This window comes from Nitrosomonas ureae, from assembly GCF_900206265.1.
Classification (GTDB): Bacteria; Pseudomonadota; Gammaproteobacteria; order Burkholderiales; family Nitrosomonadaceae; genus Nitrosomonas; species Nitrosomonas ureae_C.
Genome location: NZ_LT907782.1, coordinates 1,896,318 through 1,920,881, shown reverse-complemented (window position 1 = coordinate 1,920,881; position 24,564 = coordinate 1,896,318). Strand labels below are relative to the sequence as shown.

The following is a 24,564-nucleotide window of genomic DNA, read 5'->3' as shown; positions in this document are numbered from 1 at the left end:
ATTAATTTTTTTTGGGCCTTCCTGTTTTTTCTGATGAAGGTCTTATATCGACTTGGCTAATCCAATTTCTTAGAGTTTCACGACCGGAATATTTCTCTTTGTATGGATTTAATTCTGGTGTACGTTCTATAGCTGCAATTGTCATATTAGGATTCTTTTCCCATAATTTTTTTGCAATCGTTTGGCAGTCAATTTTATCTTGCCATTCCGGCCGATTTTTATATCCTACAACCGACTTAACACCTATATCTATAAATCGAAGGGATGATTCATGTATTATCCGATTTGTTTCGTTTTGTATCAGTTCAAGCTCGCGCTGATAGCGCTGAATCTCCAAATAAGCTTTTATCGTTGATTCCACACGACTCTCAGCAGCTTCCGATAATACTAATATGGCAGAAACACATTGATAGCCCATTTTGTAGTCCATAGCTAATAAAGGTGGATAACCTTCATAGCGTAATTTTCGCAATAAATCCGCGTAATTATTTACATCAATACTGCTGCAAGCATAAGGTGGGCATTCATCAATAGACCGTCCTTTATAGTATAAATCCTCTGGGAAATTACCGAACTCAACCTTCCAGCTATTAAAAATAGCTTCTAATTCTTTCCGAGAATTTCTAATTACTTCTTCATTAGTAGCAAACTGTCCAAGAATAATTTGTGAATCAATAACAGGCTGTAGTAAGGCCAAATTAAAAACTCGGTCCGAAAACCATGATTTCTTTAGATAAGTTTCTTCGATATGCCCAAACATCAATTAGATGCCAAATATTTTGCTGTTCATAGAAGCCACTACACGGGCTGTATGACCTTCTGACATATGAGCATATCGCTTCACCATCTGCAATGTTTTATGTCCCAATACTTCGGCAATTTCGGCTAGGCTTGCACCATTCATGGCCAAGTAACTTGCTGCACTATGCCGCAAATCATGGAAATGAAAATCTTTGAGTTCAGCTTTTTTAACGGCGGTTTCCCAAGGTGTGCGTAAATCCATGGCTTTTTGTGGTTTTTGTGGTGTGATTTGCTTAGGTGGAAATAATAAATCTGAGTCTATAATCCGATTTTTATAAAGCTCTTTCAATAATTCCAAAGCATGGCCGGTAATCGCTACGGCGCGGCGTTCACCGTTTTTTGTTTCGTGTAATATTGCCCGACCTTGATCTAAATCGACTACATTCCAAGACAAGCCCATGATTTCACCTTGCCTCATTCCGGTAGACAATGCCAGTACAACAACAGTATAAAGATATGGATTGCTGGATTCCTTGCAGGTTTTAAGTAGGCGCATTCGCTCATCGTCGGATAGGAAGCGAACCCGTCCGCGTGATTCCTTGGGTTTGGTTACTTTACGCATCGGACTATCTTCTAACCAGCCCCATTCTTTTACTGCAATAGTCAGAGCATGAGAAAGCGCGGCCATATACCGCACAACACTGGCAGGCGAACGCAGCTTATTTCGAACCGTTATTTCACGGCCTAGCTTATCTCTACATTCCCCAATAAGCGAAGGCGTTACATCAGCAAGTGAATAGCTTCCGATTTCAGATTTCCACCATGACAATTGCTGCGCTTGGTCTTTTGCACTCTTTTTGGCTGGCAATACATCCCGGCAATAGCGATCTATCATTTTCGCCAAAGTGTGGCATTTGGCTTCTGTGGTTTTAAAATGGCGGCCTTCTCGAATCGCTGATTCGGTTTGTTGTGCCCATTTTTTAGCATCGGTTAAACGTTCAAATGTCGCAGATTGGGAAGGGAATCCTTTTAAACGTATTTTTACCCGGTAACTTATTTTTCCTTCATTAGAAATACGTTTTTCGATGTTTGCCATGATTGCCTATGCAAGTAACTAATCATTGTAAATAGCTTACAATAAAGGGCAATAAATAACAACATCTGATTAGCATTCATACGTAATTACGATTATTTCTAATAAATATTAGTTGCTTATTCGTATATAACATTTCAAAGGGACACTAATGGGGTAATTGAAAATAATAATTGAGGCTTTGTGGTTATTTTGGTGTGATTCTGAAGGAATGAAAAAGAAAACTAGCTAGAAAGTTTATTGCAGTTGGTTATTTTTTAGTGCCCCATAATTGCCCCATTAAGAATGGTTGCAAGACACCACTCTATTTAACTTATTGATTTTATTGGTGCTGTTGAGAGGAGTCGAACCTCCGACCTACTGATTACGAATCAGTTGCTCTACCAACTGAGCTACAACAGCCCGGCTTAAATCAAGCGAAGTATTATAGATGGTTGAGTAATTGCGGGCAAATGAAACAGGTTGAATAATAGTTTGTGTTTTGTTGTGTTTTTATTGTCGCAAAATGAACTTTTTCTTAATAACTCAATTCAATATTTTTCTGACAATTTTCGCTTAAGTTCGGCGAATTTCGTCAAAAATCTGTACATTTTTGATACAACGGTACATAATTCGCAAATGGATTCAGAAAAGACGAAAGCTGATAATATCTTGATTATTCATGGCCCCAACTTGAATTTGCTGGGTGTTCGTGAGCCTGAGTTATACGGCGTTACAACATTGGAAGATATTAACAGAAATTTAAGTAAGTTAACTGAAAATACTGCGTTTAAATTGGATTTTTTTCAAAGCAATGCTGAATCGGCATTGATTGAAAGAATTCAGCGCACGCTGAATGATGGAACAAATTTCATTATTATCAATCCGGCGGCCTATACGCATACTAGTATTGCCATGCGGGATGCGATTGCCGCGGTCAAGCTGCCATTTATCGAGGTGCATTTATCAAATATTTATTCGCGTGAATCCTTTCGTCAGCGTTCTTATTTTTCGGATTTGGCGATTGGTGTGATTAGTGGTTTGGGTGCTAAGGGTTATGAATTGGCGCTGAAATATGCGATGACGTCTTAAGAATCTGTTGTTGACAATAGTTATAAAACTTCCTTACGGCGAGACGATGTCTCGGGAGATTGGATATGGATTTAAGAAAGCTGAAGAAACTTATTGAGTTGGTGGAAGAGTCGAGTATTGCTGAACTGGAGATTACAGAAGGCGAGGAGAAAGTGCGTATCAGTAAATCCGGTGCAGGTGTGCAGAACTATGCCTTCATGCCGCCCGCTATGGCGGCAGTGATGCCTCCGGCTTCGCAACCAGCGCCGGCAATTTCTGAAGTCAATGCATCGGCTGAAACAGCAGATGCCAATAATAAATCCATCCCCGATGGACATATAGTCAAGTCTCCGATGGTGGGTACGTTTTATCGAGCGGCATCGCCAGGTGCCAGCCCCTTTGTTGAAGTTGGGCAGAGCGTTAAAGTCGGGGACACACTTTGCATCATTGAGGCAATGAAATTACTCAATGAAATAGAAGCGGATAAAAATGGGGTGATCAAAGCGATCTTGTCAGAGAATGGGCAGCCCGTTGAGTACGGTGAGCCTTTATTCGTGATTCAATAATGCTCTGAATAGAGATCGGATAGCTATGTTTGAGAAGATTCTTATTGCAAATCGTGGTGAAATTGCGTTGCGGATTCAACGCGCATGCCGAGCGATGGGCATCAAAACCGTGGCCGTGCATTCGGAGGCTGATGCAGAAGCCAAATACGTGATGCTGGCCGATGAGTCGGTTTGTATCGGTCCTGCACCTGTCGCACAGAGTTACCTGAATATACCGGCCATTATCAGTGCCGCCGAGGTTACCGATGCCGAGGCAATTCATCCGGGTTATGGATTTTTGTCAGAAAATGCGGATTTTGCCGAACGGGTTGAAAAAAGCGGATTTGTATTTATTGGCCCAAGATCAGAAACCATTCGGTTGATGGGAGATAAAGTCAGCGCAAAGAATGCTATGAAAAGTGCCGGTGTTCCGTGCGTCCCGGGATCGGAAGGTGCGTTACCGGAAGACCTTGATGAGATAAGGAAGATTGTCAAAGAGATCGGCTATCCCGTAATTCTTAAAGCCGCAGGAGGGGGTGGCGGGCGCGGTATGCGGGTGGTGCATACCGAAGCTGCGCTCTCCAATGCGGTGGTCATGACGCGCAATGAAGCCCAGACGGCATTTGGCAACCCCACCGTTTATGCAGAGAAATTTCTGGAAAATCCGCGCCATATTGAGTTTCAGTTATTGATTGATGAGCATGGCCATGCTGTTCATTTGGGCGAAAGGGATTGCTCCCTGCAACGCCGCCACCAGAAAATTCTCGAGGAAGCGCCTGCACCCGGAATATCCGAGAAATTACGTAATAAAATCGGTGAACGTTGTGCGGATGCGTGTCGCCGAATCAAATACCGGGGTGTAGGAACGTTTGAATTTCTGTTTGAGAATAATGAGTTTTACTTCATCGAGATGAATACCCGCTTACAGGTGGAGCATCCGGTAACAGAGGCGATCACGGGTATCGATCTGGTTCAGGCGCAAATCAATGTTGCGGCGGGTAATATATTACCGATCCATCAAAAAGATATCGTGTTCAAGGGGCATGCCATTGAGTGCCGCATCAATGCGGAAGATGCTTATAAACTGACGCCTTCTGCCGGGCGAATTACGCAATATCATGCACCAGGCGGTCCAGGGGTGCGGGTTGACTCGCACGTTTACCATAATTATATGGTGCCGCCGTATTATGATTCGATGATCGGAAAAATCATTACTTATGGCGATACGCGTGAGCAAGCGATTGCACGCATGCGGATTGCGTTGTCTGAAATGGTGGTGGCCGGAATCAAGACCAATATCCCACTGCATCGTGATTTGCTGAATGACGCGTCTTTCTTGCGCGGAGGGGTTTCAATCCATTATCTGGAACAGAAGCTTGCATTGCACAATAAAACCAAGACTGATTAAGCGCCGGATTTGGCCATAAGCCCTTCACAGTAAGCATGTCCTGGGTTACGTTAATTATCAAAGCTGATGCAACGAATGCCGAGTTGTTGAGTGATGCATTGATGGAGCAGGGTGCGTTATCGGTGGACATTCATGATGCTGCTGCCGACACGCAAGACGAACAAATGCTGTTTGGAGAACCCGGAGAGCCCTGCGATGAAATCTGGCGCAATGCTGAAGTTTCGGCACTATTCAATCAGGATGTCGATATGGATGAAATTCTCCACAATGTGATGAATAGCGTGCAGACAGAAAGACAACTGGATTTTCGTTTGGAGCGCGTTGAGGAGCAGGATTGGGTGCGTCTGACGCAATCACAATTTGATCCCATTCGGATTTCGCGGCGATTATGGATTGTTCCCACTTGGCATCAGGCACCTGATCCTGATGCAATTAATCTGATACTGGATCCGGGCCTGGCTTTTGGAACCGGCAGCCACCCCACGACGCAATTGTGTCTCAGTTGGTTGGATCAAAATTTGCAACCCGGGGATAAAGTCGTTGATTATGGCTGTGGTTCCGGAATATTGGCGGTAGCGGCTTTAAAACTGGGTGCCAGTCACGTTGCCGGTATTGATATCGATCCCCAGGCAATTAAAGCCAGTCAGGAAAATGCAGTCAGGAATCATTGCCCTGCGTTTCAATTCTTTTTTACAGCCGATCACCAGGCAGTTACCCGCGATATGCAACCGCAGGGACAGGCGGATATCGTGGTTGCCAATATTCTGGCGAATCCTTTAATCATGCTGGCTCCGGTTCTGGCGCAATTGGTTCGGCAGCAAGGCTACATCGCATTGTCCGGTATCTTGCAGCAGCAAGCTGCAGAAGTTAAGCGCGCCTATCAGCAGTGGTTTGATATGTACAGTGGCGAAGAGCAGCAAGGGTGGGTGTTGTTAACCGGATGTAAAAGGTGAAATAATTACCGCTTTATCGAATCTTCGGACTTGGCAAATCACAAATCACTGATCAATTTAACGTGATGATCCAACTCCGGCAATAACCTATGGCGCTTGTAACACTTTGTCCCGGTTGCAGTACCGCCTTCCGTGTGAATGCCGCGCAATTACAGGCGCATGGGGGAGATGTGCGTTGCGGGTGCTGTCAACGGATTTTCAATGGATTTGCCACTCTGATTACGGTCAACGAATCAGCCATCGAATATACCTCGCAGATTCCATTGCAACCCTTCAGCACGCCTGAAGTTGCGATGGAAAACCAGATTGCTGCCGGGGATTCAGATAGTCCGGTCGAACCGCAAGTTGTTTCAGACCTGAATCAGGAAGTAACTGAAACTACAGAAATAACAGAAACTACTGCAGATCAGTTATTTGCAGATGAAAAACCGGATAAGCGGTCGTATCTGAAGTGGGGGTTGGTGAATGTTCTTCTGGGGTTGTTCCTGATGGGCCAGATGGCCTATAGCTATCGCACCGAGCTGACCATGCTTGCACCAGAAATCAGACCCCGGTTGGAACGACTGTGCGAACTCTTGATGTGTACAGTGCCTTATGCGCAGGATATCGACCGGATCGGCATCGAATCATCCGAACTACAGAAAAATCCTGCGCAACAGCCTGAAGTGACTACGATGTACGCGACCATTCATAATTACGCATCTTTTCCACAAGCCTGGCCTGCGTTGCAATTGTCGCTGCTGGATGCACAAGAAAAATTAATTGCCAGTCGCATTTTTACGGCACAGGATTATTTGCAGGAAATGGATAAGTCATTGCAATTTATTCGACCTCATCAAGAAATAGAGATTCGATTGGATTTTAACAGCGGCCAACTGGATGCACTCGGTTATCGCCTGCTCTTGCTCTATCCCTAAAGCCATGTATGAATTAGAAACCACATGATACTGGCTAAGCTGCTGTGACCGAGTTTCTTAATTTGCTCTGAACAGAGCGCTTACTTCTCCAATTTTTTATTTTTTACCCCCTTAATAAGGTATTCGGCTTTATTAAACGGAATAAATCTCGGAAGCTTGTTCTCGAATCAAGTCGATAATAAAAGTTCGGTAGTGTCAATAATTCCTTATCGTTTCATCTATAAATTCTTGGTATGCTTGCTTTACAGGTATATTCGATCCTTTATTTTAATTACGCAATTTCTTGTCAAAATTAGATTCTACATGCCTACCCAAGACACAATTAAACTGACACTACCCAAAGATCCGTTTGAATGGAGGTGAATCAGACTGGCGTAAACTCAGTTGCTTGCGGCAAAGTAGTCAGTCTCTGAAAGAATTTTTTCGCCCACTAGCCTGATTAGTTATTTGGATAAATCTTATCGACATTACTCTACACATGTTCGGTTATTGGTTATCTCCGGATAATTCCAATAACTTCTGTACGCCGATCAGTTCTTCTTTAAGCAAAGGCACGACGGCATAGCGTTGTGCATGAATGGCTGATACCGCTTCGATATCCTTAAGTTCGTTACTAGCGCGTTGACATAAAAGCGGTGACTGGACGGTCGTGGCGGCAATGCTGTTATTGATGATCCACGCCCACGGTTCAATACCAGCGCGACGCAATTCGGCTTGGAGGCTGGCGGCTTCCAGCACAGGTGTGGTTTCCGCCAAAGTCACTAGCAGCATCTTGGTTTGCTTGGGTTTTTGCAGTTGTATCATCGGTGTGGTGTAGTGCGCTATGGAATGGTTATCCATTTGTTTGGAAATTTCGCGATGATAAGCGCCAGTGGCATCCAGTAACAATAGCGTATGCCCGGTTGGTGCGGTATCCATCACCACGAATGTCTTTCCCGCTTCACGAATAATGCGCGAGAATGCCTGAAACACCGCAATTTCTTCGGTGCAAGGCGAGCGTAAATCTTCTTCCAGTAATGCTTTGCCTTTTGCATCCAGATGCGCCCCTTTGGTTTGCAGAATCCGCTGGCGATAGCGTTCGGTTTCCACATGCGGATCGATCCGATCAACCTGGAGATTATCCATCGTGCCGCTGATCGTTTCGTTTAAATGCGCGGCTGGATCGGAAGTGGTGAGATGCACAGGTAAGCCGCGATGCGCGAGATTGACCGCGATTGCAGCTGCCAGGGTGGTTTTACCGACACCGCCTTTGCCCATCAGCATGATCAAGCCACTGCCGTCCTTGGCAATATCGTCGATCAAGCGGGATAAACCGGGGAATGGCATGGTTTGATGCAACGCATTATTACCGCTGACAGCAGGTAATTCATCCATCAGTAGCTGCCGTAGCGCGGGCAATCCGACCAGGTTGAAAGGTTTTAGCGCGATGTAATCGCGCGGTAAAGGTTTGAGAATTTCAGGGATGGTCGCCAAGGTTTTTTGCTCGCGTTCGAAAATAGCAGCTGCTAAATCATCTTGCGTTGCTTCCGACTGTGGCAATAAGCCATTGATGACGAGGAATTGATTGGTCAAACCGATGGCCGTGAGTTCTTCCTGTGTCCGCGCCACTTCACGTAAAGTGGTTTCCTGTGCGCGGGCTACCAGTACGAGCCGGGTGCGCTGCGGATCGGCGAGCGCATTCACGGCCGCTTTGTATTGCGTGCGTTGTTTTTCCAGGCCCGCCAATGGGCCGAGACAGGATGCATCGCCTTTGCCTTCTTGAAGAAAATCACTCCATGCGCCGGGCAGTTGCAACAGTCGGATGGTATGGCCGGTTGGCGCGGTGTCGAAAATAATATGATCGTAATCTGCAGTCAGTGTCGAATCGATCAGTAAAGCGGTAAATTCATCGAAAGCGGCGATCTCAGTGGTGCAAGCGCCGGATAATTGCTCCTCGATACCTTTGACCACCGTGTCCGGCAATACCCCGCGTACCGGATTGACAATGCGATCACGGTAAACTTGCGCCGCTGCCTGAGGGTCGATTTCCAGGGCGGCCAAACCGGGCACCGCGTTGATCGCGGTGATTTGGTTGCCGATCGTCATGCCGAACACTTGGCCGACGTTGGAAGCCGGATCGGTACTAACCAGTAAAATCTGTCGGCCGGTATCGGCCAATGTGATGGCCGTGGCGCAAGCTAGCGAGGTTTTGCCGACGCCGCCTTTGCCTGTAAAAAACAGAAAGTGCGGCGGTTGATCGAGGAATTTACGGTGCGCCATGAAATTGGCCCGGTTATGAGTTAACAACAACCGCCGCAACAACTGGATTCTTCAACTTCCTTTTCCAGAGAAATTCCCGTCCAGCGCGCCAGCTCGCTGCGCTGCGGGTAGCGACCTGCCAATGCCACTTCTCCATCCACCAGAATGAGTGGCAGCGCTTCCGCGCCGGAGCGTTCCAGGAATCCTTTCACCGTAGCATTATCCGCAAAAGCCATGGGTTGTTGTGCCAGATTGAAACGCTCGATGGCGATATCGTGCTGTTTGAGCCAATCGACATCGGCGGAAAAAGCGGTCAATGCCTGATCTACGTCGGCACCGCAAACGCCTGAGCTACAGCATGCAGCGGGGTCAAATACTTGGATAGTTGCCATTTTGATTCTCCTATAAAGTTAAACTGACAAAGTTGCAATGCGATTGAATTCTACTTTCAGGCATTCACGGCAATGCTGCGATTCTTGCAATGATAACCTCATTGAATTCTCAGCCACATAGCGAGGGCAGCCAGCGTGACAAACAATACCGGCACAGTCAACACAATACCTATCTGAAAATAATACCCCCAAGTGATAACCGTATTTTTCCGCGCCAGTACATGCAACCATAACAAAGTTGCCAGGCTGCCAATCGGCGTAATTTTCGGGCCCGGACCGCACCCTATTACATTAGCGTAAATCATGGCGTCTTTTACCACGCCGGTCGCGTTGGTTGCGTCGATCGACAACGCGCCGATCAGTACCGTAGGCATATTGTTCATGATGGACGATAACAAGGCCGCCAGAAAACCGGTGCCGAGCGTTGCACCCCACACGCCATAACTGGCAAAGATATCAAGCAGACTGGTCAGGTATCCGGTCAAACCTTCATTGCGTAAACCGTACACCACTAAATACATGCCCAGTGAAAAAATAACGATTTGCCACGGTGCTTCGTGAATGACCTTGCGCGTGTTAATAATATGACCACGCGCTGCCACTGCGAACAGTATTAGCGAGCCGGATGCTGCCACAAGGCTGATGGGCACACCGAAAGATTCCAGACCAAAAAAACCGATTAGCAGTAATGTCAGCACCACCCAGCCAGCACGGAACGCTGCCAAGTCATGTATTGCTTCACTGGGTGCCTTGAGTTGGCTGACATCATATTTCGCTGGGATACTGCGGTGAAAATAAAGAAAAAGTACAGCCAGACTTCCTGCGACTGAAACAATATTGACGGGGATCATCACTGTCGCGTACTGGGTAAATCCGATCTTGAAATAATCAGCTGAAACAATGTTAACCAAATTGGATACCACAAGCGGTAAGCTCGCCGTATCGGCAATAAAACCCGCAGCCATGACGAAGGCAAGTGTCGCGGCTGGGGTAAATCCAAGTGCCAGCAACATTGCCATCACGATCGGGGTTAGAATTAAAGCTGCCCCGTCGTTAGCGAATAAGGCCGAAACAGTTGCACCGAGCAAAACAATATATACGAATAGTAAACGCCCATCGCCGCGCCCCCAGCGTGCCACATGTAATGCAGCCCATTCAAAGAATCCTGCTTCATCCAGTAGCAGGCTGATAACAATGATGGCGATAAAAGCTGCAGTTGCATTCCAAACAATATCCCACACCACAGGAATGTCACTGAGCTGCACCACACCCAGCAGCATTGCCGTTATTGCACCGATCAAGGCACTCCAGCCGATACCCAGGCCTCGTGGCTGCCAGATGATCAGCACGAGCGTGACGATGAAAATGAGTGAGGCAATCAGCATGTCAATATGTGCCCGCTATTATCTTGTGATCATCACTTTGTGTGCGGTTGTTTAAACTTCAGGATTCCGATGTAGTCCAGTTTGGTTTTAAAAGCGGAAGGGTTTTTGCGTAGGTCGTCTAATGGCAGAGCTAAGAAAGTTTGGATACCTTCACGTAAGGCAAGATAAGCCTGCGCAAATGCCGAATTGATTTCTTCCTCGGTTCCGGTAGCTTGGGCCGGATCATCGATACCCCAGTGCGCGCGTAACGCAGGCCGGAGATAAATGGGACAAGTTTCACCGGCCGCATTGCCGCACACGGTAATCACAATATCCGGCGTTGCCGGCAAGTTATCCCACGATTTACTGTAAAGTCCTTCGGTTGCGATACCTTCGTGTTCAAGTAGAGCGACTGAACGCGGATGAACTTTTCCAGTCGGTTTGCTGCCTGCACTCATCGCTTTTCAGCCTTCGGGCGCAAGATGATTAAAAGTGGCTTCCGCAAGTATGGAGCGGCAGGAATTTCCGGTGCAAAGAAATAGTACATTCATGATCAGGCTGCGCAACAGGATTCGGATTTGATGGGAATGGATGTATCCTGGCCAAATACCGGAATCGTTGCCAGCGAATGAAACGTTTCCCACGCGATGCCTTGCGGATCGACTGTCCAGTATTTATTCGATGTGGCATAACAGCACTGTGCGTTTTTTTGTTCTGCAGCGGGCAAATCGGCCTGAGCAAGGCGCTGATTCATTTCGTTTAACGCTTCTTCGGAGTCAACCTGGATTCCGACATGATCCAAGCCAGCTTTCCCACCCTGAGCGGATAGGGCGAAATTGATAAACGGATCGTTCAGCATCCATTTGGCATAATCCGGCCTGTTTACAGTAGGCTCGATACCGAATAGCGCGGAGTAAAAGCGGATATTTCCCGGCAAGTCTTCTACAGCGATGTGGATATGAAAGCGTTTCATGGTGTTGCCTCCTTTACGAGTTAGATAAAACAGGTATTTTTAGCTATTTTTGTCATCACAGTAAGCTTCGATTGAATGGCATGGAGTACCGGCGCAGCAATTTTCCGTGAGATAACCGATCAGCGCGTTCATGTTTGTGAAATTAGCCGAATAATAAATAAAGCGGCTTTCCTGTCGGGCGATAATCAACTCCGCATGAACCAATTCCTTAAGATGAAAAGACAGGGTTGCATTCGCAATACCCAATTTCTTGGCAAGCTCGCCCGCTGAAACTCCCGACTCACCTGTTTGAACCAGTGTTCGGAATATCGTTAAACGGGTTTCCTGGGCAAGTGCAGTCAGCACTTGAATGGCATTAATCATTTCCATATTTCCATTATTATGGAAACATTTGATATCGTCAAGATTTAGAGTTAAATTTTTTATCCAAAGGTTGGATTCTGTCTATTTAAAAGTATAAGGAGAATTGTTTTATTCAGCTTGTCACAACATTCGGCATTTAAGTACTTATCAGGCGTTGTATAAGTTCTCAACATGTAATTTATTTGTCATTAACACTTAATTTGGCTGTTATAGGGCTGTCACTTCCGAGGATTAAAGTGAAAGGTATTTTTGATACCTCTAAAAAGACAGGGAGAACAAGATATGAGCAGCAAACTTCATCCAGATGGAAGACTTAATCCTAGCGATGTTACCCGTAATGACAGTGATAACAGCACGCTGCAAGAGATCGTTGAACAACAAAAACTTACGCGCCGTGATTTTCTTGTGGTTTCTGCGGGTACTACAGCGGCCGTGACCACTTTATCCGTACTCAGTACTGCGGCGATTGGGGAAATTTTAAATGGTGCCGAAGTGTCACATAGCCTCAATCCTCTTGGAACAATCGGTTTTACACCGGTCAGTGCCAATACGATACCTATGACGGATGGTGTGACGGTGCCGGCAGGTTATTCAGCCAGCGTCTTGGTTTCATGGGGGGATTCGTTGACGTCTGAATCGCACTGGGACACGGTGAGTGCGCTGGATGAAACAACCCAGTTACATTGCTATGGTGCACACACGGACGGTATGCACTATTTTCCTTTTCCCGGGCCATTTGGTAATAAACGTGGATTATTGGTTACCAATAGTGAATATTGTGATCCGCCTCTAGTGAATAATATTGTTCCCGCAGCCAATTACGCCACAACTGCAATTACGCTCGATATGGTTCGCGCTCAACAAGCTGCCCATGGCATCAATATTGTTACGATTGACAAGGAACATCATCAGTGGCGAGTCAATCGGCATTCACGTTTAAATCGCCGTATCACGGGAAATACCTTATGCAAGATCAGTGGTCCTGCCGCCGGACACGCATTAATGAAAACGGCGGCCGATCCTCATGGTACCCGGGTTATCGGTACACTCAACAATTGTGCTCATGGATATACGCCTTGGGGTACCTATCTGACTTGCGAAGAAAACTGGAATGGTTATTTTTCCAATGAAACCGGCGAGGTGGAAGGAGAATCGGATCCAGAGCGCACGCTTAAAATTATTCAGAATCAACTTCGGTACGGCGTGGTTAAAGGTGGCTTCGGTTATCGTTGGCACGAAGTTGACGAACGTTTCCGTGCAGATTTGCATCCCAACGAACCGAATCGTTTCGGATGGGTAGTGGAGATCGATCCGTGGGATCCGAAGTGCACACCGATCAAGCGCACTGCCATGGGTAGAATGAAACATGAGAGTGCGCAGGTTGTAATCGATCATAAGGACCGGGTTGCTTTCTACATGGGAGATGATGAAAGAAATGAATATATTTATAAGTTCGTTTGCGATAAAAAAATTAATCGAGGAGGTCATGCTGAGAATCGGAATATGCTCGATCATGGCACATTGTATGTAGCAAAATTTAATGCCGATGGCAGTGGTCAGTGGCTGCCTCTGATATGGGGCAAGAACGGATTGACGCGCAAGAATGGTTTTGCCGATCAGGCGGAAGTACTCATTAAGACACGCCAGGCAGCCGATCGTTTGGGCGCCACCATGATGGATCGTCCAGAATGGGGCGCTGTGCATCCTCTGACCGGAGATATCTATATGACGCTTACCAACAACAGTCGTCGTGGCAATACACCTGTCTCAGGCAATAATAGGGATGGAACCGGTAGCGCAGGTAGTGCGAATCCGCCGGTGGATGCTGCGAATCCGCGTCCTGATAATGATTTCGGTCAGATTATCCGTTGGCGGGAGGATAAAAGGCGCGTGACTGCCACTACTTTTAAATGGGATATCTTTGTACAGTGCGGTGATAAAGTTAACGCCAAAAGTTTGGGTAGCAGTTACGATTCTACCGGTCATGATGGTTACGTGGGCAATATCAATGGAGATGATTATGGCGCACCTGATGGTCTGTGGTTCGATAAGGAGGGGCGCTTGTGGATTCAGACGGATCAGGCAGGTGATGCCAGTGGAGATTGGGTGAACATCGGCGGTAATATGATGATGTGCGCAGATTCATCCACTGGTGAAACCAAGCGTTTTCTTACCAGTCCACTCAATAGTGAGGTAACCGGCTTGGTTACCACACCGGATGGTAAAGCGATGTTTGTAGGTATTCAGCATCCAGGTGAAGATTGGCAGATCGGTTTTACCGACAATTCTGCGTGGCCGGATAATGGTTACAATGGGCCGACAACCTATACAGGATCATCAGTTTCAAAACCTCGTTCTTCGGTAATCGTGATTACTAAGGATGATGACGGAGTGATCGGAAGTTAAGAGTAGATAAAAATTCTGAATCAGTAAGTTCACTTCTCGCCTCCCAAGGTGGGGAGTGGTGATACTGAACCGAATCGGGAATTTTATTTGAGAGCATATATGGACGCCCTTGATTCAGTTTGAGAAGCAGTTGGTACTGAGAAACGGTGGAATCAATACCCTTATGGGCTTTGGGCTGGCGCTAAACTCGATTGTTTTTTCAGCTTCAATATCGCGATTGCGGAAATAATCGCCATCAACTTGTAATGGATAGGATTTCTCATGCAGCGTACAGGAAATATTCTTTCCCGAGAAATACCGCATGGGTAGTTTGGCGGGTTTACGCTGCAGAATTTTCATTGCTTTAACCAACTCGTGTTGGTGTCGTGCTCCGGGTAGAAAACCGAGAATTAGCTCGCTTCTGGAAGGATTGGCGGCGGGGACAAGTTGTAAGTTTTTGGCGTAAGCTGAGTTGTTGGCGACGATCACGTATCCGGATTCGTGATCAATGACGGACTGACCGTCAACACTCGCTGAGACAGTGGGATGATGTAAGGAGCACAAGGCTTTGAGTCCATGCCAGATATAAATTGAGTCATTCAGAGGGCCTTTGCGCTTGCCGATATTTTTGACGGTTAGTGAATCCAATCCCATCGAAGCCATATGGAAAAAAGGCTTGCCGCCCTTAATTCCTTTACCACTGATCAGGCCGTAAAATTGTTGTAAGCATGTTCCTGAGCTGATTGCTTGAATCAAATCATCGGTCTTGGTAGTCATTTCGTAAGAGCGTGCGAATAACGATTCATTGCCCCCCGGGATAGCGTAAATGGGCGTATTCGTTTTATTAATCAAATCCAGCAGCTTTCTGATGGTTCCATCGCCGCCTACGATCACGATCAGATCATTGGCGGCAATTTTTTCCGTGATGCTGGTATAGCCCTTGGTTTTTTTTTCGGATGTCAATACTTCAACGATTTTTCCATGAAGCGCTAATTCCTTGTCTAGTTTGTTTGCGAGTGCTTCCGTGTTGCCGGCACTGGATATCGGGTTGTAAATAATCAGAATCTTTTCCGGCGAAGGTATTTTTATAATCAGTGGGTTAGGTTCAAACAGAAGATTGGCGTTCATAAGTGTTGTGAATTCAAGTCGATTAGAATTTATGATATTTCAACGGGAATGACCTTGACCTCGGACCAGATCCGATTGCACCATGATTGATCTATCAATGGCATGCCGTCCTTGATCCATTGCACCAAATGTTTGGCTGTATTGGGAAAAGTTACACGGATGGCGCGGGTTTCATGTAGCCATTGATCAATGATTGCTGCATCCATGGTGGGCATCATTCGCCCGTAACCTAATGTTTGCAAAGCCAGGGCATTTGACGCTTGTTCCATTTGCGCATGCAGAGGTTTGACCAGGATTTTCTTGCCGAGCTGCAGCGATTCGCTGGCTAACTCAAAACCTGCATTGCAAATAATACCCGCACAGTCCGATAAATTTATCTGGAAGCCTTGCAACGACAGGGGATTGCAATAAATATGCGGATGCATGGAAGAAACAGCTTCCGGGGAATAAAGAAAAAAATCAAATGACTTGAAAGGCGCTAATATTGACATGACTTGCTGCTGATCTTCAAAAGGCAAGTAGACGATGATTTTGTTCTTTTGAATTTGTTGCGGCACATAAGGTGTTTCGATCACCGGTGGTAACAAGGGCTGATGGAAATGATGCCAATGCAGGCCGATGCGGGTATCGACCGGGGCGAAATTTTGCATGATGGTTTCAGAGATCGGATCATTTCCGGCACGGGGTATGTTGTAATGAAACGCGTATTGGTGGCTGATTCCAATAGTTTTTTTGTTTTGCCGCCGTGCCGCCCATGCGGTGACCGGCTCATAATCACAGATGACCAAATCATAACTGCTCAAATCCAGTTCCCTGATGTCATTAAAAAAGCGTAAGGGCTTTGAATGCCATACGGTTTTTAAAGAATTAATTTTTCCTTTTTCTGTAATGAAAGTTAATCCTTGGCGCCATTGATGGCCATTGAAAACTTCCATATCAAAAAATTTGTCCCGTGGTCTGCCACTGAATTGATAAGTAACCTCTAGATTGGCAGCGTGTAATTCCCTGGCCATAATCCTCCCGCGTGTAATATGGCCGTTTCCTGTTCCTTGGATTCCGTAAAATATTTTCATGGTCGCTTGTGATATGGATTGGTCTTTTATAGTGAATTCAATATCATGAGTTGTTCACTGGAATGCTGTGCAGTCTAGCGGTTGACTATGACAGTACAATGACCGTTTGTTGGTTGTTTTGTGACAGTTAAAGCTGGTATGAAATGTGCGGGTCTGGCGTTGGCCGATTCTGCGGTTATCAATAACCTAATTATTGACAGCTATTGATTTTTCAGCCATTGATCAATTTGCTCCCGGTGCAGGGCATACCAGCGCTTTCCGATGTCCAAAGCTTTTTTCTGGATAATTTTATTGGTAGCTGAATCCATCTGATCAGGCATGTCATAATCTTTCAGGTAATGATTGATGTACAGCACTTGGTTACCTAGAATTTCCGTAGTCGTTCTGACATTGGATAACATTTTTTCCCTGAGGATGATCGAAGCGATGCCTTGCGCTGACCATTGCAAGCCACCATATTTGCAGGCCTTCGTGCCGTTGACTATGAAGCTGCGCCAGCCGGATCCAATGGATAGCATTTTGATCGGGTTTTGATTCCAGCATTTCTGGGCGTAAAGATACGCGCTTAGGCCGGGGTTATTCATGCCGATACCGCCATCGATGCGCCAACCGCCATCTTGCAATAGCACCGGCGGATAATACGAAGGGGCGGCGGTGCAAGCATCGGCGATTTCGCTTAGTAGAAAATCCGGTTGACTGTCATTGGTAAAAATTTCCAGTTGATCCTGGTTGAGATTGAAACAGGGAATGAAGAGTTGCTTGTCGAGCGATGATAGCCTTAGGTTGCCCAATTCTTTCTGCAGCGTCAGTTTTTTGGGAATACCTTGATACTTGGGGCGGATTTGCAGTTTACTCATCAAACGGCTGAAGCGGTGCTTAGCCATTATTTTTTCCAGTAATTTTTCATGCAAAATTTTTTCAATGAGGCGATGTGCGCTCCAGCGATGCCCCAGGATCAAACAAGTCATCAATCCCCCTGACGACGATCCGGCAATCAGATCGAATAAGTCGTAGGTTGATGTGCTGGTATCATTTTCCAGACAAGCCAGGACACTGAGTTGAATGAGCAGATGACTGCCGCCGCCATCCAGGCTTAAAACAGTTTTTGAGCGCGGTAAGTCTTTCAAATGGATTTAAGCTGCATTCTTGCCAGCCAGTAATTCTTCTTCCAGGTGATTTTTGTATTGCTCGAATCGCTCGGACCAAAAGACCAATTCCAATGATCCATCGAGATGTTCCAGCAGGGTGGAACAGCTTTCTACCCAATCACCATCGTTACAGTACAGCACCGAATTAATCTCCCGTAATTCGGCATGATGAATGTGACCGCACACTACTCCATCAACTCCGCGATCCTTGGCCAGATGCGCCAGAGCATCTTCAAAGCTGCTGATATAGCTGACTGCATTTTTTACCTTTAGCTTCAGATAGGCTGCAAGAGACCAATAAGAGTAGCCGAGGAATTTACGCAAGCCATTGATGTGGTGGTTGAGATCGAGCAGGGTGTCGTAGGCGATATTGCCCAGCTTGGCGAGCCAGCGGCTATTTCTTACAATCATGTCAAACTCGTCACCGTGCATGACGAGTAGCTTCTTGCCATCGGTTGTGGTGTGCACATAATCTTGGTGAATTTCCACATTACCGAATACATGCCCGGTGCAATCGCGCAAAGCTTCATCGTGGTTACCCGGTATATAAATTACTTTGGTGCCATGCTTGGCTTTGCCCAGAATGGAGCGGATCACGTTGGTATGATGCTGAGGCCAGAACGGATTTTTCCTGATACTCCAGAAATCGACGATATCTCCAACCAAATAAAGATAGTCGGTTTCAACCGAATGCAGAAAATGCAGCAGGGCTTCCGCCTGACAACCGCGAAATCCGAGATGTACATCGGAGATCCAAACGCTTCTCACCTTGATAGGGGTCTGATGCTTGATCATAAATACCTTTTAAGTGAATGAGTGATGGCGCACAGCATAAAGCGGCATTGTTAAGTTTCCTTGACGCATTTATGAAATATTGATGAATTCTTTGTGAAAAAGAAAGACACAGTGATTCTTGTATCGATTCTTTGCAGCAAAGGAAAAGATTCAAGTAAGATTTATCTTTTGTCGTGTCAAGATTCTGCTGGCACTCAATCCATAGAAGATGCGCACTCCATCCATGATTAAACAATCATTTCCCGAGCTGGAACAAGTAGAAGCCATTTTGCAAGAGGATAATGCGATGTATTTGCACAGCCAAATACTTTGCCGGGTGTCGCATGACAATGACGAGCTGCCGGTGTATGCACTGACACTCGGTAATCGCGAAGCGGATGTGCCGTGTGTAACATTTGTTGCCGGTGTTCACGGTTTGGAGCGCATCGGCACACAAGTGGTTATTGCTTTTCTTGAGGGACTGCTGGAACGCCTGAAGTGGGATAGGATGCTGGCTGAGATTCTGCAGCGGGTGCGCATTCATTTTCTGCCCATTGTTAATCCGATTGGAATGCTGAATAAAACTCGCGCGAATGGCCAAGGAGTGGATTTAATGCGCAATGCGCCGGTGGATAGTCAGGAAAAAACCATTTTACTCGCTGGAGGGCATCGGATTTCTTCTGTTCTACCGTGGTATCGTGGAAAAGCGAATGATTCGATGCAACCCGAGGCGCAGGCGTTGTGTGATTTTATCGCTAAAGAAGTTTTGCCGGCACCATTCAGCGTGGTGCTCGACTGTCATTCCGGCTTTGGTTTTCGTAACCAGATTTGGTTTCCTTATGCCCGAAGCAAGCTGGAGCCGATCAAGCATTTAAAGGAGGTGTGCTATCTGCGCAAACTGTTTATGCAGACCTATCCCCATCAGGATTACTTGTTTGAGCCGCAATCGCAACATTATCTGGTACATGGCGATTTATGGGATTTTTTATATATAAAGTCACTCGAGAATGGTAATGTGTTTCTGCCATTGACGCTGGAAATGGGCTCATGGCGCTGGATTCGCAAGAATCCGCTACAGCTGCGTCAATTACTGGGCCTGTATCATCCGATCAAGCCGCATCGACTGAGCCGGGTGCTAAGAAGTCATTTGATTCTGATGGAATTCTTATTGCATGCCACACTCTCGTATCAAAGCTGGATTAATAGCAGTGATGCGAAGGAACTGGAACAGCAAGCGTTGACGCATTGGTATGCATGAAAAATCGTGAGCATTTTGTACTGATACGCGGGTTATTGCGGGAAGCCAGGCATTGGGGGAGGTTTATTACCGATCTGCAACAACACTTTCCCGATGCCATCATCAGTACGCCCGATATTCCGGGCAATGGCCTGCGTCATCAGGAAACCAGTCCGAGAACCATCGCCGGGATAACTGAGGCATTGCGTCAACAAACAGGCCGTAGTCAACCAGTGAGGTTGATTTCACTTTCAATGGGCGGAATGATTGCGATTGATTGGATGACACGCTACCCTGATGAAGTTGAAGCTGCAGTGCTGATCAGCACCAGTGCAAGACCATTGTCACCATTTTATTATCGCCTGCGCTGGACGGCCTATCCGCATATCCTGCGCATGATGTTCCACTCTGCGGCGCAAAAGGAAGCGGATATTCTGAAGTTGATTTCAAACCGCCATCATCATGACAACACACTGCTGAAACTGTGGCAGCAGTGGCAACAGCAATATCCGATGTCGAAGGCAAGTGGCAGAAACCAGTTTCTTGCTGCCGTAAAGTTTTCCATTTCCACTAAACCGCAGCAACCGCTACTCGTTGTAACCAGTCGGGGTGATCGTCTGGTGGATTATCGTTGCAGTCTGAAACTGGCGCAAGCTTGGGGTGCAGATTACGCGCAACATGAAGCGGCAGGACATGATCTGCCGCTGGATGATTCGGTATGGTTGATAAATGTGATCAAACAATGGAATGTTTCTAATTTTGTTAAAATCTGAATTAATGTCCATAACCAGGTGGCAGAGTGTCAGTGTTTTAAAGGCCGGGTATCGAAGAACTGATAAGTAAAGTAAAATCCGGTACATCCCGCTTCGGAAAAGAATTCATCGCTTCTTATTTATTAATGCAATTTATTGTGATTGGAAGAATCCTGCAAAGCAAAAAATTAATGAAAACAAATTCATACTTATTCACTCGAAAACCAAGAAATTTTTCCCCTCCAGAGAAGGGTGGATGTCAAATTCATGCCTTCATCCCCTCGTCATTTTTTCAGATGCCCATCAACAATTAAGTCCATTGCAATCTTGGTAAGTATTGGATAATTAGGGAAAATGTAATATGCATTATCAGAATCTGCTGTGCATTGGGGATAGCCAAACCTTTGGTGCGCGGACTTATGGGTGCTATCCGTTATATCTGGCTCAAATGCTTACGCAACAAACGCCTTATCAATGGCGTGCGATTAATCGAAGCGTTAATGGCTATACAGCGCGGGATTTATGGTTTCTGCTCAGTAATGAAATTGAATTCATCAGCGATACTTATCAAGTATGCGTGCTCATAGGTACCAACGATGTGGGAAATGAAACACCTTTGGAGCTTTTTGAAGAATATTACCGGCAGATTGCCCGGGCGTTCTTAATCAAGAAATACAAGGCTATATTTTGCGGTGAAATTCCCCCCATTTTTCCCGATGGTCATATTTTCTTCCGCAAAGAAACGGTAGAGCGGCGCAATCAATATAATGATGCAATCAGAAAAATCTCGGCCGAAAATAAAAGAATTCATTACACACCGATTAACGGATTAAATCGCGACTGCTACGTGGATTCCGTTCATTTCAATGAGCAGGGAAATCAAGTTGTCGCCGAAGCATTTGCCCAAGCCATTCTAGAGCGATGAAAATCGGGATTGTCATTGGCACTCGTCCCGAGGTCATGAAAAATTATGCCATTGTCAAGGCGCTGCGCGCAGCGAATCTGGAATTTGCCGTTCTGCATACCAATCAGCATCAGGATCCATTGCTCCGGGAGGTGGTGTTTGCCAAAATGGGTTATATGCCGGATTTTATCTATCCCTACCCCTACAGTATTGGGGCGGCAATTGATTGGGTAAGCAAAATTATTCGCACGCAGCAAATTGATCTGATCTTGGTTAACGGGGACACTGCGGCATCAATTGTGGGTGCCGTTGCCGCTGTTTATTCTGATGTTGGATTGGCGCATGTCGAGGCGGGTCTGCGGGCTTATGATAATCGTATGATTGAAGAGCGCAATCGCATCATGGTCGATAGTGCGGCGCATTATTTGTTCACCTATACGCAACATCATGCTGAATATTTGAAAAAAATTCCGGATTTGCGTGGTCGGATTTTCAATGTTGGCAATACCACGATAGATTTAATTCATGATTTTTCTGCCGAATTGGTTAAGCCGCGTGCCGATGCGTATGCGTACATTACCCTGCACCGCAAGGAGTTTACCGACAGTCGTACAAGAATGGTTGATGTTTTTACAACACTTAACGCATTGGCGGATGAGTTCGATGCAATGATCTTTCCCATGCATCCGCGGACACGGGCGGCTATGAAAAATTATGGTCTCAGCTTTGATCTTTTGTCGCGAATAACGGTGATTGATCCGGTTGAGCCCTTTACATCGCTTTCTTACGAGAAATTTGCCTCACTTATCATTACGGACAGTGGCTGCATACAGGAAGAAGCCTATATTTTTGGCGTTCCGTGCGTGACGGTGCGAAATAACACCGAACGGCCCGAAACGATTAAAGCGGGTGCCAACGTGTTGGCTGGTTTCTCCCCTGTAGTAATCCGGGATAAGGTATGTGCGCAAAAAAGCCTGGGTCAGCAGCAGTTTCCACCTGTCTATGGCGATTGCGGAGTAGGTAATCGCGTAGTTCAAACTTTGCGCCAGCATTTTATAAATTGGCGCGATTATTGAGGAAGCACGCGAATAATTGGGTATGCAAGATGAGATACAAGACGGGTGGCATGTTGACAATTATTCAGTGTTATATTAGTGCGTGTGCCAATTTATTTGATATGACACATAGCCTTATCGCAATGCCCGTAACTATTTATTGAGTTTTCTGACTTGAAGTTAGGATTCTGAGCATTTGTTTCGTAGCTTATCGATTAAGTTGTCATCAATAGGAGGGGTTTGATTTCCTTGCATCGGGGTAATGATCGTCAGGAATTCATGGGGCAAGCAAGTGCGGATTTCTGTTTTTAGGGTATTAAGAGGTTCTTTTGTACCATATTTCCTGGAAATCCAGCCCAATGGCAATTGCTCGTTCCCGCGATACAAACAGGATTTTCCGCCTTTTACGCTAACGAACCATGAGCTGTTCATGCAGTCTATGATGATCCCATCATCCGTCATTTCGACGGGTGTATCAACATGCCAGTGCAGTGCCAGAGCGTGTTCGCCCATACCATCGATACGATCCCATATCATCCACCTTCCGGATTGGCCATCATAGATCAGTGCCCGCCAGTGTATAACTCCGCTAGCGGAATAGCCGTCATGATTAGCCAGAAGTACCGTGTTACCGTCCAGATTTTCACTGTGCCATATTAATTTTGCAGTGTATGCGCTTGACCAGCCAAATGCGGTTTTCTCGTTTTGCAATGCTTGATCCGTATCATCTACCGCAATTGTGTTGTGGGCGGAAGTGCCGCGAAAGTAGCGTCTGAAACGCGCATTTGCGTGATATAGATAGGTGCCTGGGTCGACTAATATCGGTTTGCCGTCAAGATCCCAGCAAACAGACAAAGCGTCGGCATGCCCATGTCCGAATGTACTGGCCCGGCCCAGCTTGCCATGACTGAATCGCATCGTGCCATGATTTGCTGCGCCTGGAATTTTCGAGTATCCGGAGGCTGCAAAAATCTGCAGCGGAGCGGCTGGTAATTCGGATGCATGAAAACTATCTTTCCACGATAACCGCAGGTGTGGCGACAATGCATAACCATCGTCACTGTCACCTATTGCGGGTAAATTATCAGGTGATAAGGCAAATGCTTGTAAATAATCTTTACCACGCATCCAGGCCCGCTCGATACCGTCAGGTGGGAATTTGCCATAATGTCTTAACAGGCAGGTGACAAGCCCGCATAGATCAACAATCAACGCCAGATACCGGAAGGATTGCTCGCGATTTCCTCCATCCGGAAGAATTTGGATATTCGCTTCCTGCTCCATGATGGTTAAGCCAACGACCAGCCATTCTTCTGCGTCAGGTAGTTCGGGAAAGAGAATGGCGGCGTAAACGAGTCCCGCGCACTCTCCGAGAGTATGATTCCCGGCATAAGAATAGAGACATAGTCTCCGTCGGATGAAATAGGCGTGACTATGCACAAGGTACACCAGTCCCTGCCAGGCTTGCGGATTTATTTTTTCATTTCTTATCTGATCAAATGCATGGCAGGCACTGATTAATCTGAGCGCGCATTCCATAGTGGAAATATAATTTACTCCCTTCAGCCATGGATTTGCATCGATCCATGACAACATTATTTTTTCCATGTATTGGGCGGCTTGGCATTTGATGCGAAGATCATTCGTTAGATTGCTGATCAGACCAAGAACGATCAAATTTTGTAACCGGGAACGTGCCCAAACAAGTTGAATGTCCCCCATCGGATTGCTTGATGTAAAAGGGATTCTCGCAAAGAGTTTAAGGGGCCAGGAGCGTCCGGTATCAGGCGCTGTGTGCCAGCAAAGATCGTCGGTGGAAACTGATAGATTTGCTTGATTCGAAATAATGCACGCTTGTTGGTCATTCTCTATAATAAAATCAGATAGCGTCAGATCTTCATAAAACCAGGGAAGTTGCGGAAGACAGGGTAATTTACTGCGGCAAAACGCATGGTTCTGCGGATTGCCCCTTTTGTTAAAAGGTAAGCCATAACCCGTACATTGCTTAATCCACATGACAATAAGCGATGCCTGTCTCCGAATACGGTATAGAAATTCACCGAGGTTCAAT

Annotated in this window: 22 protein-coding genes, 1 tRNA gene and 1 pseudogene; 10 read left to right on the top strand and 14 right to left on the bottom strand. The window is 46.2% G+C overall.

The annotated features are described in order from the left end of the window. Position 1: 1 nt before the first annotated feature. From CPG39_RS08930 to CPG39_RS08920, 3 genes are all read right to left on the bottom strand, one after another. Positions 2-760, bottom strand: a complete 759-nt coding sequence (locus CPG39_RS08930) for a hypothetical protein (RefSeq protein ID WP_096292975.1) — start codon at positions 758-760, stop codon at positions 2-4. A 3-nt stretch (positions 761-763) separates the two neighbouring features. Then, a complete protein-coding gene (locus CPG39_RS08925; RefSeq protein WP_096292974.1) occupies positions 764-1,837 on the bottom strand; it encodes a tyrosine-type recombinase/integrase in 1,074 nt (357 codons plus the stop codon). Between the two features lie 323 nt (positions 1,838-2,160). Continuing rightward, positions 2,161-2,236: transfer RNA gene (locus CPG39_RS08920), tRNA-Thr, on the bottom strand. Positions 2,237-2,452: 216 nt separating this feature from the next. Between CPG39_RS08920 and aroQ the strand changes: the two genes are divergently transcribed. From aroQ to CPG39_RS08895, 5 genes are all read left to right on the top strand, one after another. Further along, a complete protein-coding gene (gene aroQ, locus CPG39_RS08915; protein WP_096294295.1) occupies positions 2,453-2,905 on the top strand; it encodes a type II 3-dehydroquinate dehydratase in 453 nt (150 codons plus the stop codon). A 65-nt stretch (positions 2,906-2,970) separates the two neighbouring features. Next, positions 2,971-3,450, top strand: a complete 480-nt coding sequence (gene accB, locus CPG39_RS08910; RefSeq protein ID WP_096292973.1) for an acetyl-CoA carboxylase biotin carboxyl carrier protein — start codon at positions 2,971-2,973, stop codon at positions 3,448-3,450. Between the two features lie 25 nt (positions 3,451-3,475). Continuing rightward, on the top strand, positions 3,476-4,837 hold the full coding sequence (gene accC, locus CPG39_RS08905; protein ID WP_096292972.1) for an acetyl-CoA carboxylase biotin carboxylase subunit: 1,362 nt from the start codon (positions 3,476-3,478) through the stop codon (positions 4,835-4,837). Positions 4,838-4,872: 35 nt separating this feature from the next. Continuing rightward, positions 4,873-5,790 carry a 50S ribosomal protein L11 methyltransferase gene (gene prmA / locus CPG39_RS08900; RefSeq protein WP_096292971.1) on the top strand — a complete coding sequence of 306 codons (918 nt, stop codon included), beginning with the start codon at positions 4,873-4,875 and terminating at the stop codon, positions 5,788-5,790. 89 nt (positions 5,791-5,879) lie between these two features. Continuing rightward, complete coding sequence (locus CPG39_RS08895; protein WP_096292970.1) at positions 5,880-6,707, top strand: zinc-ribbon and DUF3426 domain-containing protein; 828 nt, start codon at positions 5,880-5,882, stop codon at positions 6,705-6,707. A gap of 486 nt (positions 6,708-7,193) precedes the next feature. On the opposite strand, the gene arsA is transcribed toward CPG39_RS08895, so the two are convergent. The 6 genes and pseudogenes from arsA to CPG39_RS08865 all read right to left on the bottom strand — a co-directional run bounded on the left by arsA (position 7,194) and on the right by CPG39_RS08865 (position 12,043). After that, complete coding sequence (gene arsA / locus CPG39_RS08890) at positions 7,194-8,966, bottom strand: arsenical pump-driving ATPase (RefSeq protein ID WP_096294294.1); 1,773 nt, start codon at positions 8,964-8,966, stop codon at positions 7,194-7,196. A 20-nt stretch (positions 8,967-8,986) separates the two neighbouring features. Then, on the bottom strand, positions 8,987-9,337 hold the full coding sequence (gene arsD / locus CPG39_RS08885) for an arsenite efflux transporter metallochaperone ArsD (RefSeq protein ID WP_096292969.1): 351 nt from the start codon (positions 9,335-9,337) through the stop codon (positions 8,987-8,989). A 98-nt stretch (positions 9,338-9,435) separates the two neighbouring features. Beyond that, positions 9,436-10,722, bottom strand: coding sequence for an arsenic transporter (locus CPG39_RS08880; RefSeq protein ID WP_096292968.1), 1,287 nt, complete (start codon positions 10,720-10,722; stop codon positions 9,436-9,438). A 32-nt stretch (positions 10,723-10,754) separates the two neighbouring features. After that, positions 10,755-11,252 (bottom strand): annotated as a pseudogene (locus CPG39_RS08875) (arsenate reductase ArsC). A gap of 2 nt (positions 11,253-11,254) precedes the next feature. Continuing rightward, positions 11,255-11,674, bottom strand: a complete 420-nt coding sequence (locus CPG39_RS08870) for an ArsI/CadI family heavy metal resistance metalloenzyme (RefSeq protein ID WP_096292967.1) — start codon at positions 11,672-11,674, stop codon at positions 11,255-11,257. A gap of 39 nt (positions 11,675-11,713) precedes the next feature. Next, positions 11,714-12,043 (bottom strand): ArsR/SmtB family transcription factor, encoded by a 330-nt coding sequence (locus CPG39_RS08865; protein WP_096292966.1) that lies wholly within the window; start codon positions 12,041-12,043, stop codon positions 11,714-11,716. 276 nt (positions 12,044-12,319) lie between these two features. Here CPG39_RS08865 and CPG39_RS08860 point away from each other — a divergent pair, with 276 nt between their 5' ends. Then, positions 12,320-14,443 (top strand): PhoX family protein, encoded by a 2,124-nt coding sequence (locus CPG39_RS08860; RefSeq protein ID WP_096292965.1) that lies wholly within the window; start codon positions 12,320-12,322, stop codon positions 14,441-14,443. A 114-nt stretch (positions 14,444-14,557) separates the two neighbouring features. On the opposite strand, the gene CPG39_RS08855 is transcribed toward CPG39_RS08860, so the two are convergent. The 4 genes from CPG39_RS08855 to CPG39_RS08840 form a co-directional block, all read right to left on the bottom strand. After that, positions 14,558-15,550 (bottom strand): diacylglycerol/lipid kinase family protein, encoded by a 993-nt coding sequence (locus tag CPG39_RS08855; RefSeq protein WP_096292964.1) that lies wholly within the window; start codon positions 15,548-15,550, stop codon positions 14,558-14,560. Positions 15,551-15,579: 29 nt separating this feature from the next. Next, positions 15,580-16,623 carry an MJ1255/VC2487 family glycosyltransferase gene (locus tag CPG39_RS08850; protein WP_096292963.1) on the bottom strand — a complete coding sequence of 348 codons (1,044 nt, stop codon included), beginning with the start codon at positions 16,621-16,623 and terminating at the stop codon, positions 15,580-15,582. 200 nt (positions 16,624-16,823) lie between these two features. Further along, positions 16,824-17,750, bottom strand: coding sequence for a patatin-like phospholipase family protein (locus CPG39_RS08845; protein ID WP_096292962.1), 927 nt, complete (start codon positions 17,748-17,750; stop codon positions 16,824-16,826). Positions 17,751-17,756: 6 nt separating this feature from the next. Then, positions 17,757-18,566 carry a UDP-2,3-diacylglucosamine diphosphatase gene (locus CPG39_RS08840; protein ID WP_096292961.1) on the bottom strand — a complete coding sequence of 270 codons (810 nt, stop codon included), beginning with the start codon at positions 18,564-18,566 and terminating at the stop codon, positions 17,757-17,759. A gap of 223 nt (positions 18,567-18,789) precedes the next feature. Here CPG39_RS08840 and CPG39_RS08835 point away from each other — a divergent pair, with 223 nt between their 5' ends. The 4 genes from CPG39_RS08835 (at position 18,790) to wecB (ending at position 22,514) form a co-directional block, all read left to right on the top strand. Then, positions 18,790-19,803: a M14 family zinc carboxypeptidase gene (locus CPG39_RS08835; RefSeq protein ID WP_231990258.1), complete on the top strand. Its 1,014-nt coding sequence runs from the start codon at positions 18,790-18,792 to the stop codon at positions 19,801-19,803. After that, positions 19,800-20,555 carry an alpha/beta fold hydrolase gene (locus tag CPG39_RS08830; protein ID WP_096292959.1) on the top strand — a complete coding sequence of 252 codons (756 nt, stop codon included), beginning with the start codon at positions 19,800-19,802 and terminating at the stop codon, positions 20,553-20,555. The genes CPG39_RS08835 and CPG39_RS08830 overlap by 4 nt, the downstream gene beginning before the upstream one ends. A gap of 340 nt (positions 20,556-20,895) precedes the next feature. Continuing rightward, the gene (locus CPG39_RS08825) at positions 20,896-21,459 is read left to right on the top strand and encodes an SGNH/GDSL hydrolase family protein (protein ID WP_096292958.1); all 564 of its coding nucleotides are present in this window, start codon (positions 20,896-20,898) and stop codon (positions 21,457-21,459) included. Next, a complete protein-coding gene (gene wecB, locus CPG39_RS08820; protein ID WP_096292957.1) occupies positions 21,456-22,514 on the top strand; it encodes a non-hydrolyzing UDP-N-acetylglucosamine 2-epimerase in 1,059 nt (352 codons plus the stop codon). The genes CPG39_RS08825 and wecB overlap by 4 nt, the downstream gene beginning before the upstream one ends. 159 nt (positions 22,515-22,673) lie before the next feature. Here wecB and CPG39_RS08815 read toward each other — a convergent pair whose 3' ends face one another. Further along, entirely contained in the window at positions 22,674-24,563 is a 1,890-nt protein-coding gene (locus tag CPG39_RS08815; RefSeq protein ID WP_145956229.1) for an alginate lyase family protein, read from the bottom strand. Between the last annotated feature and the right edge of the window lies 1 nt (position 24,564).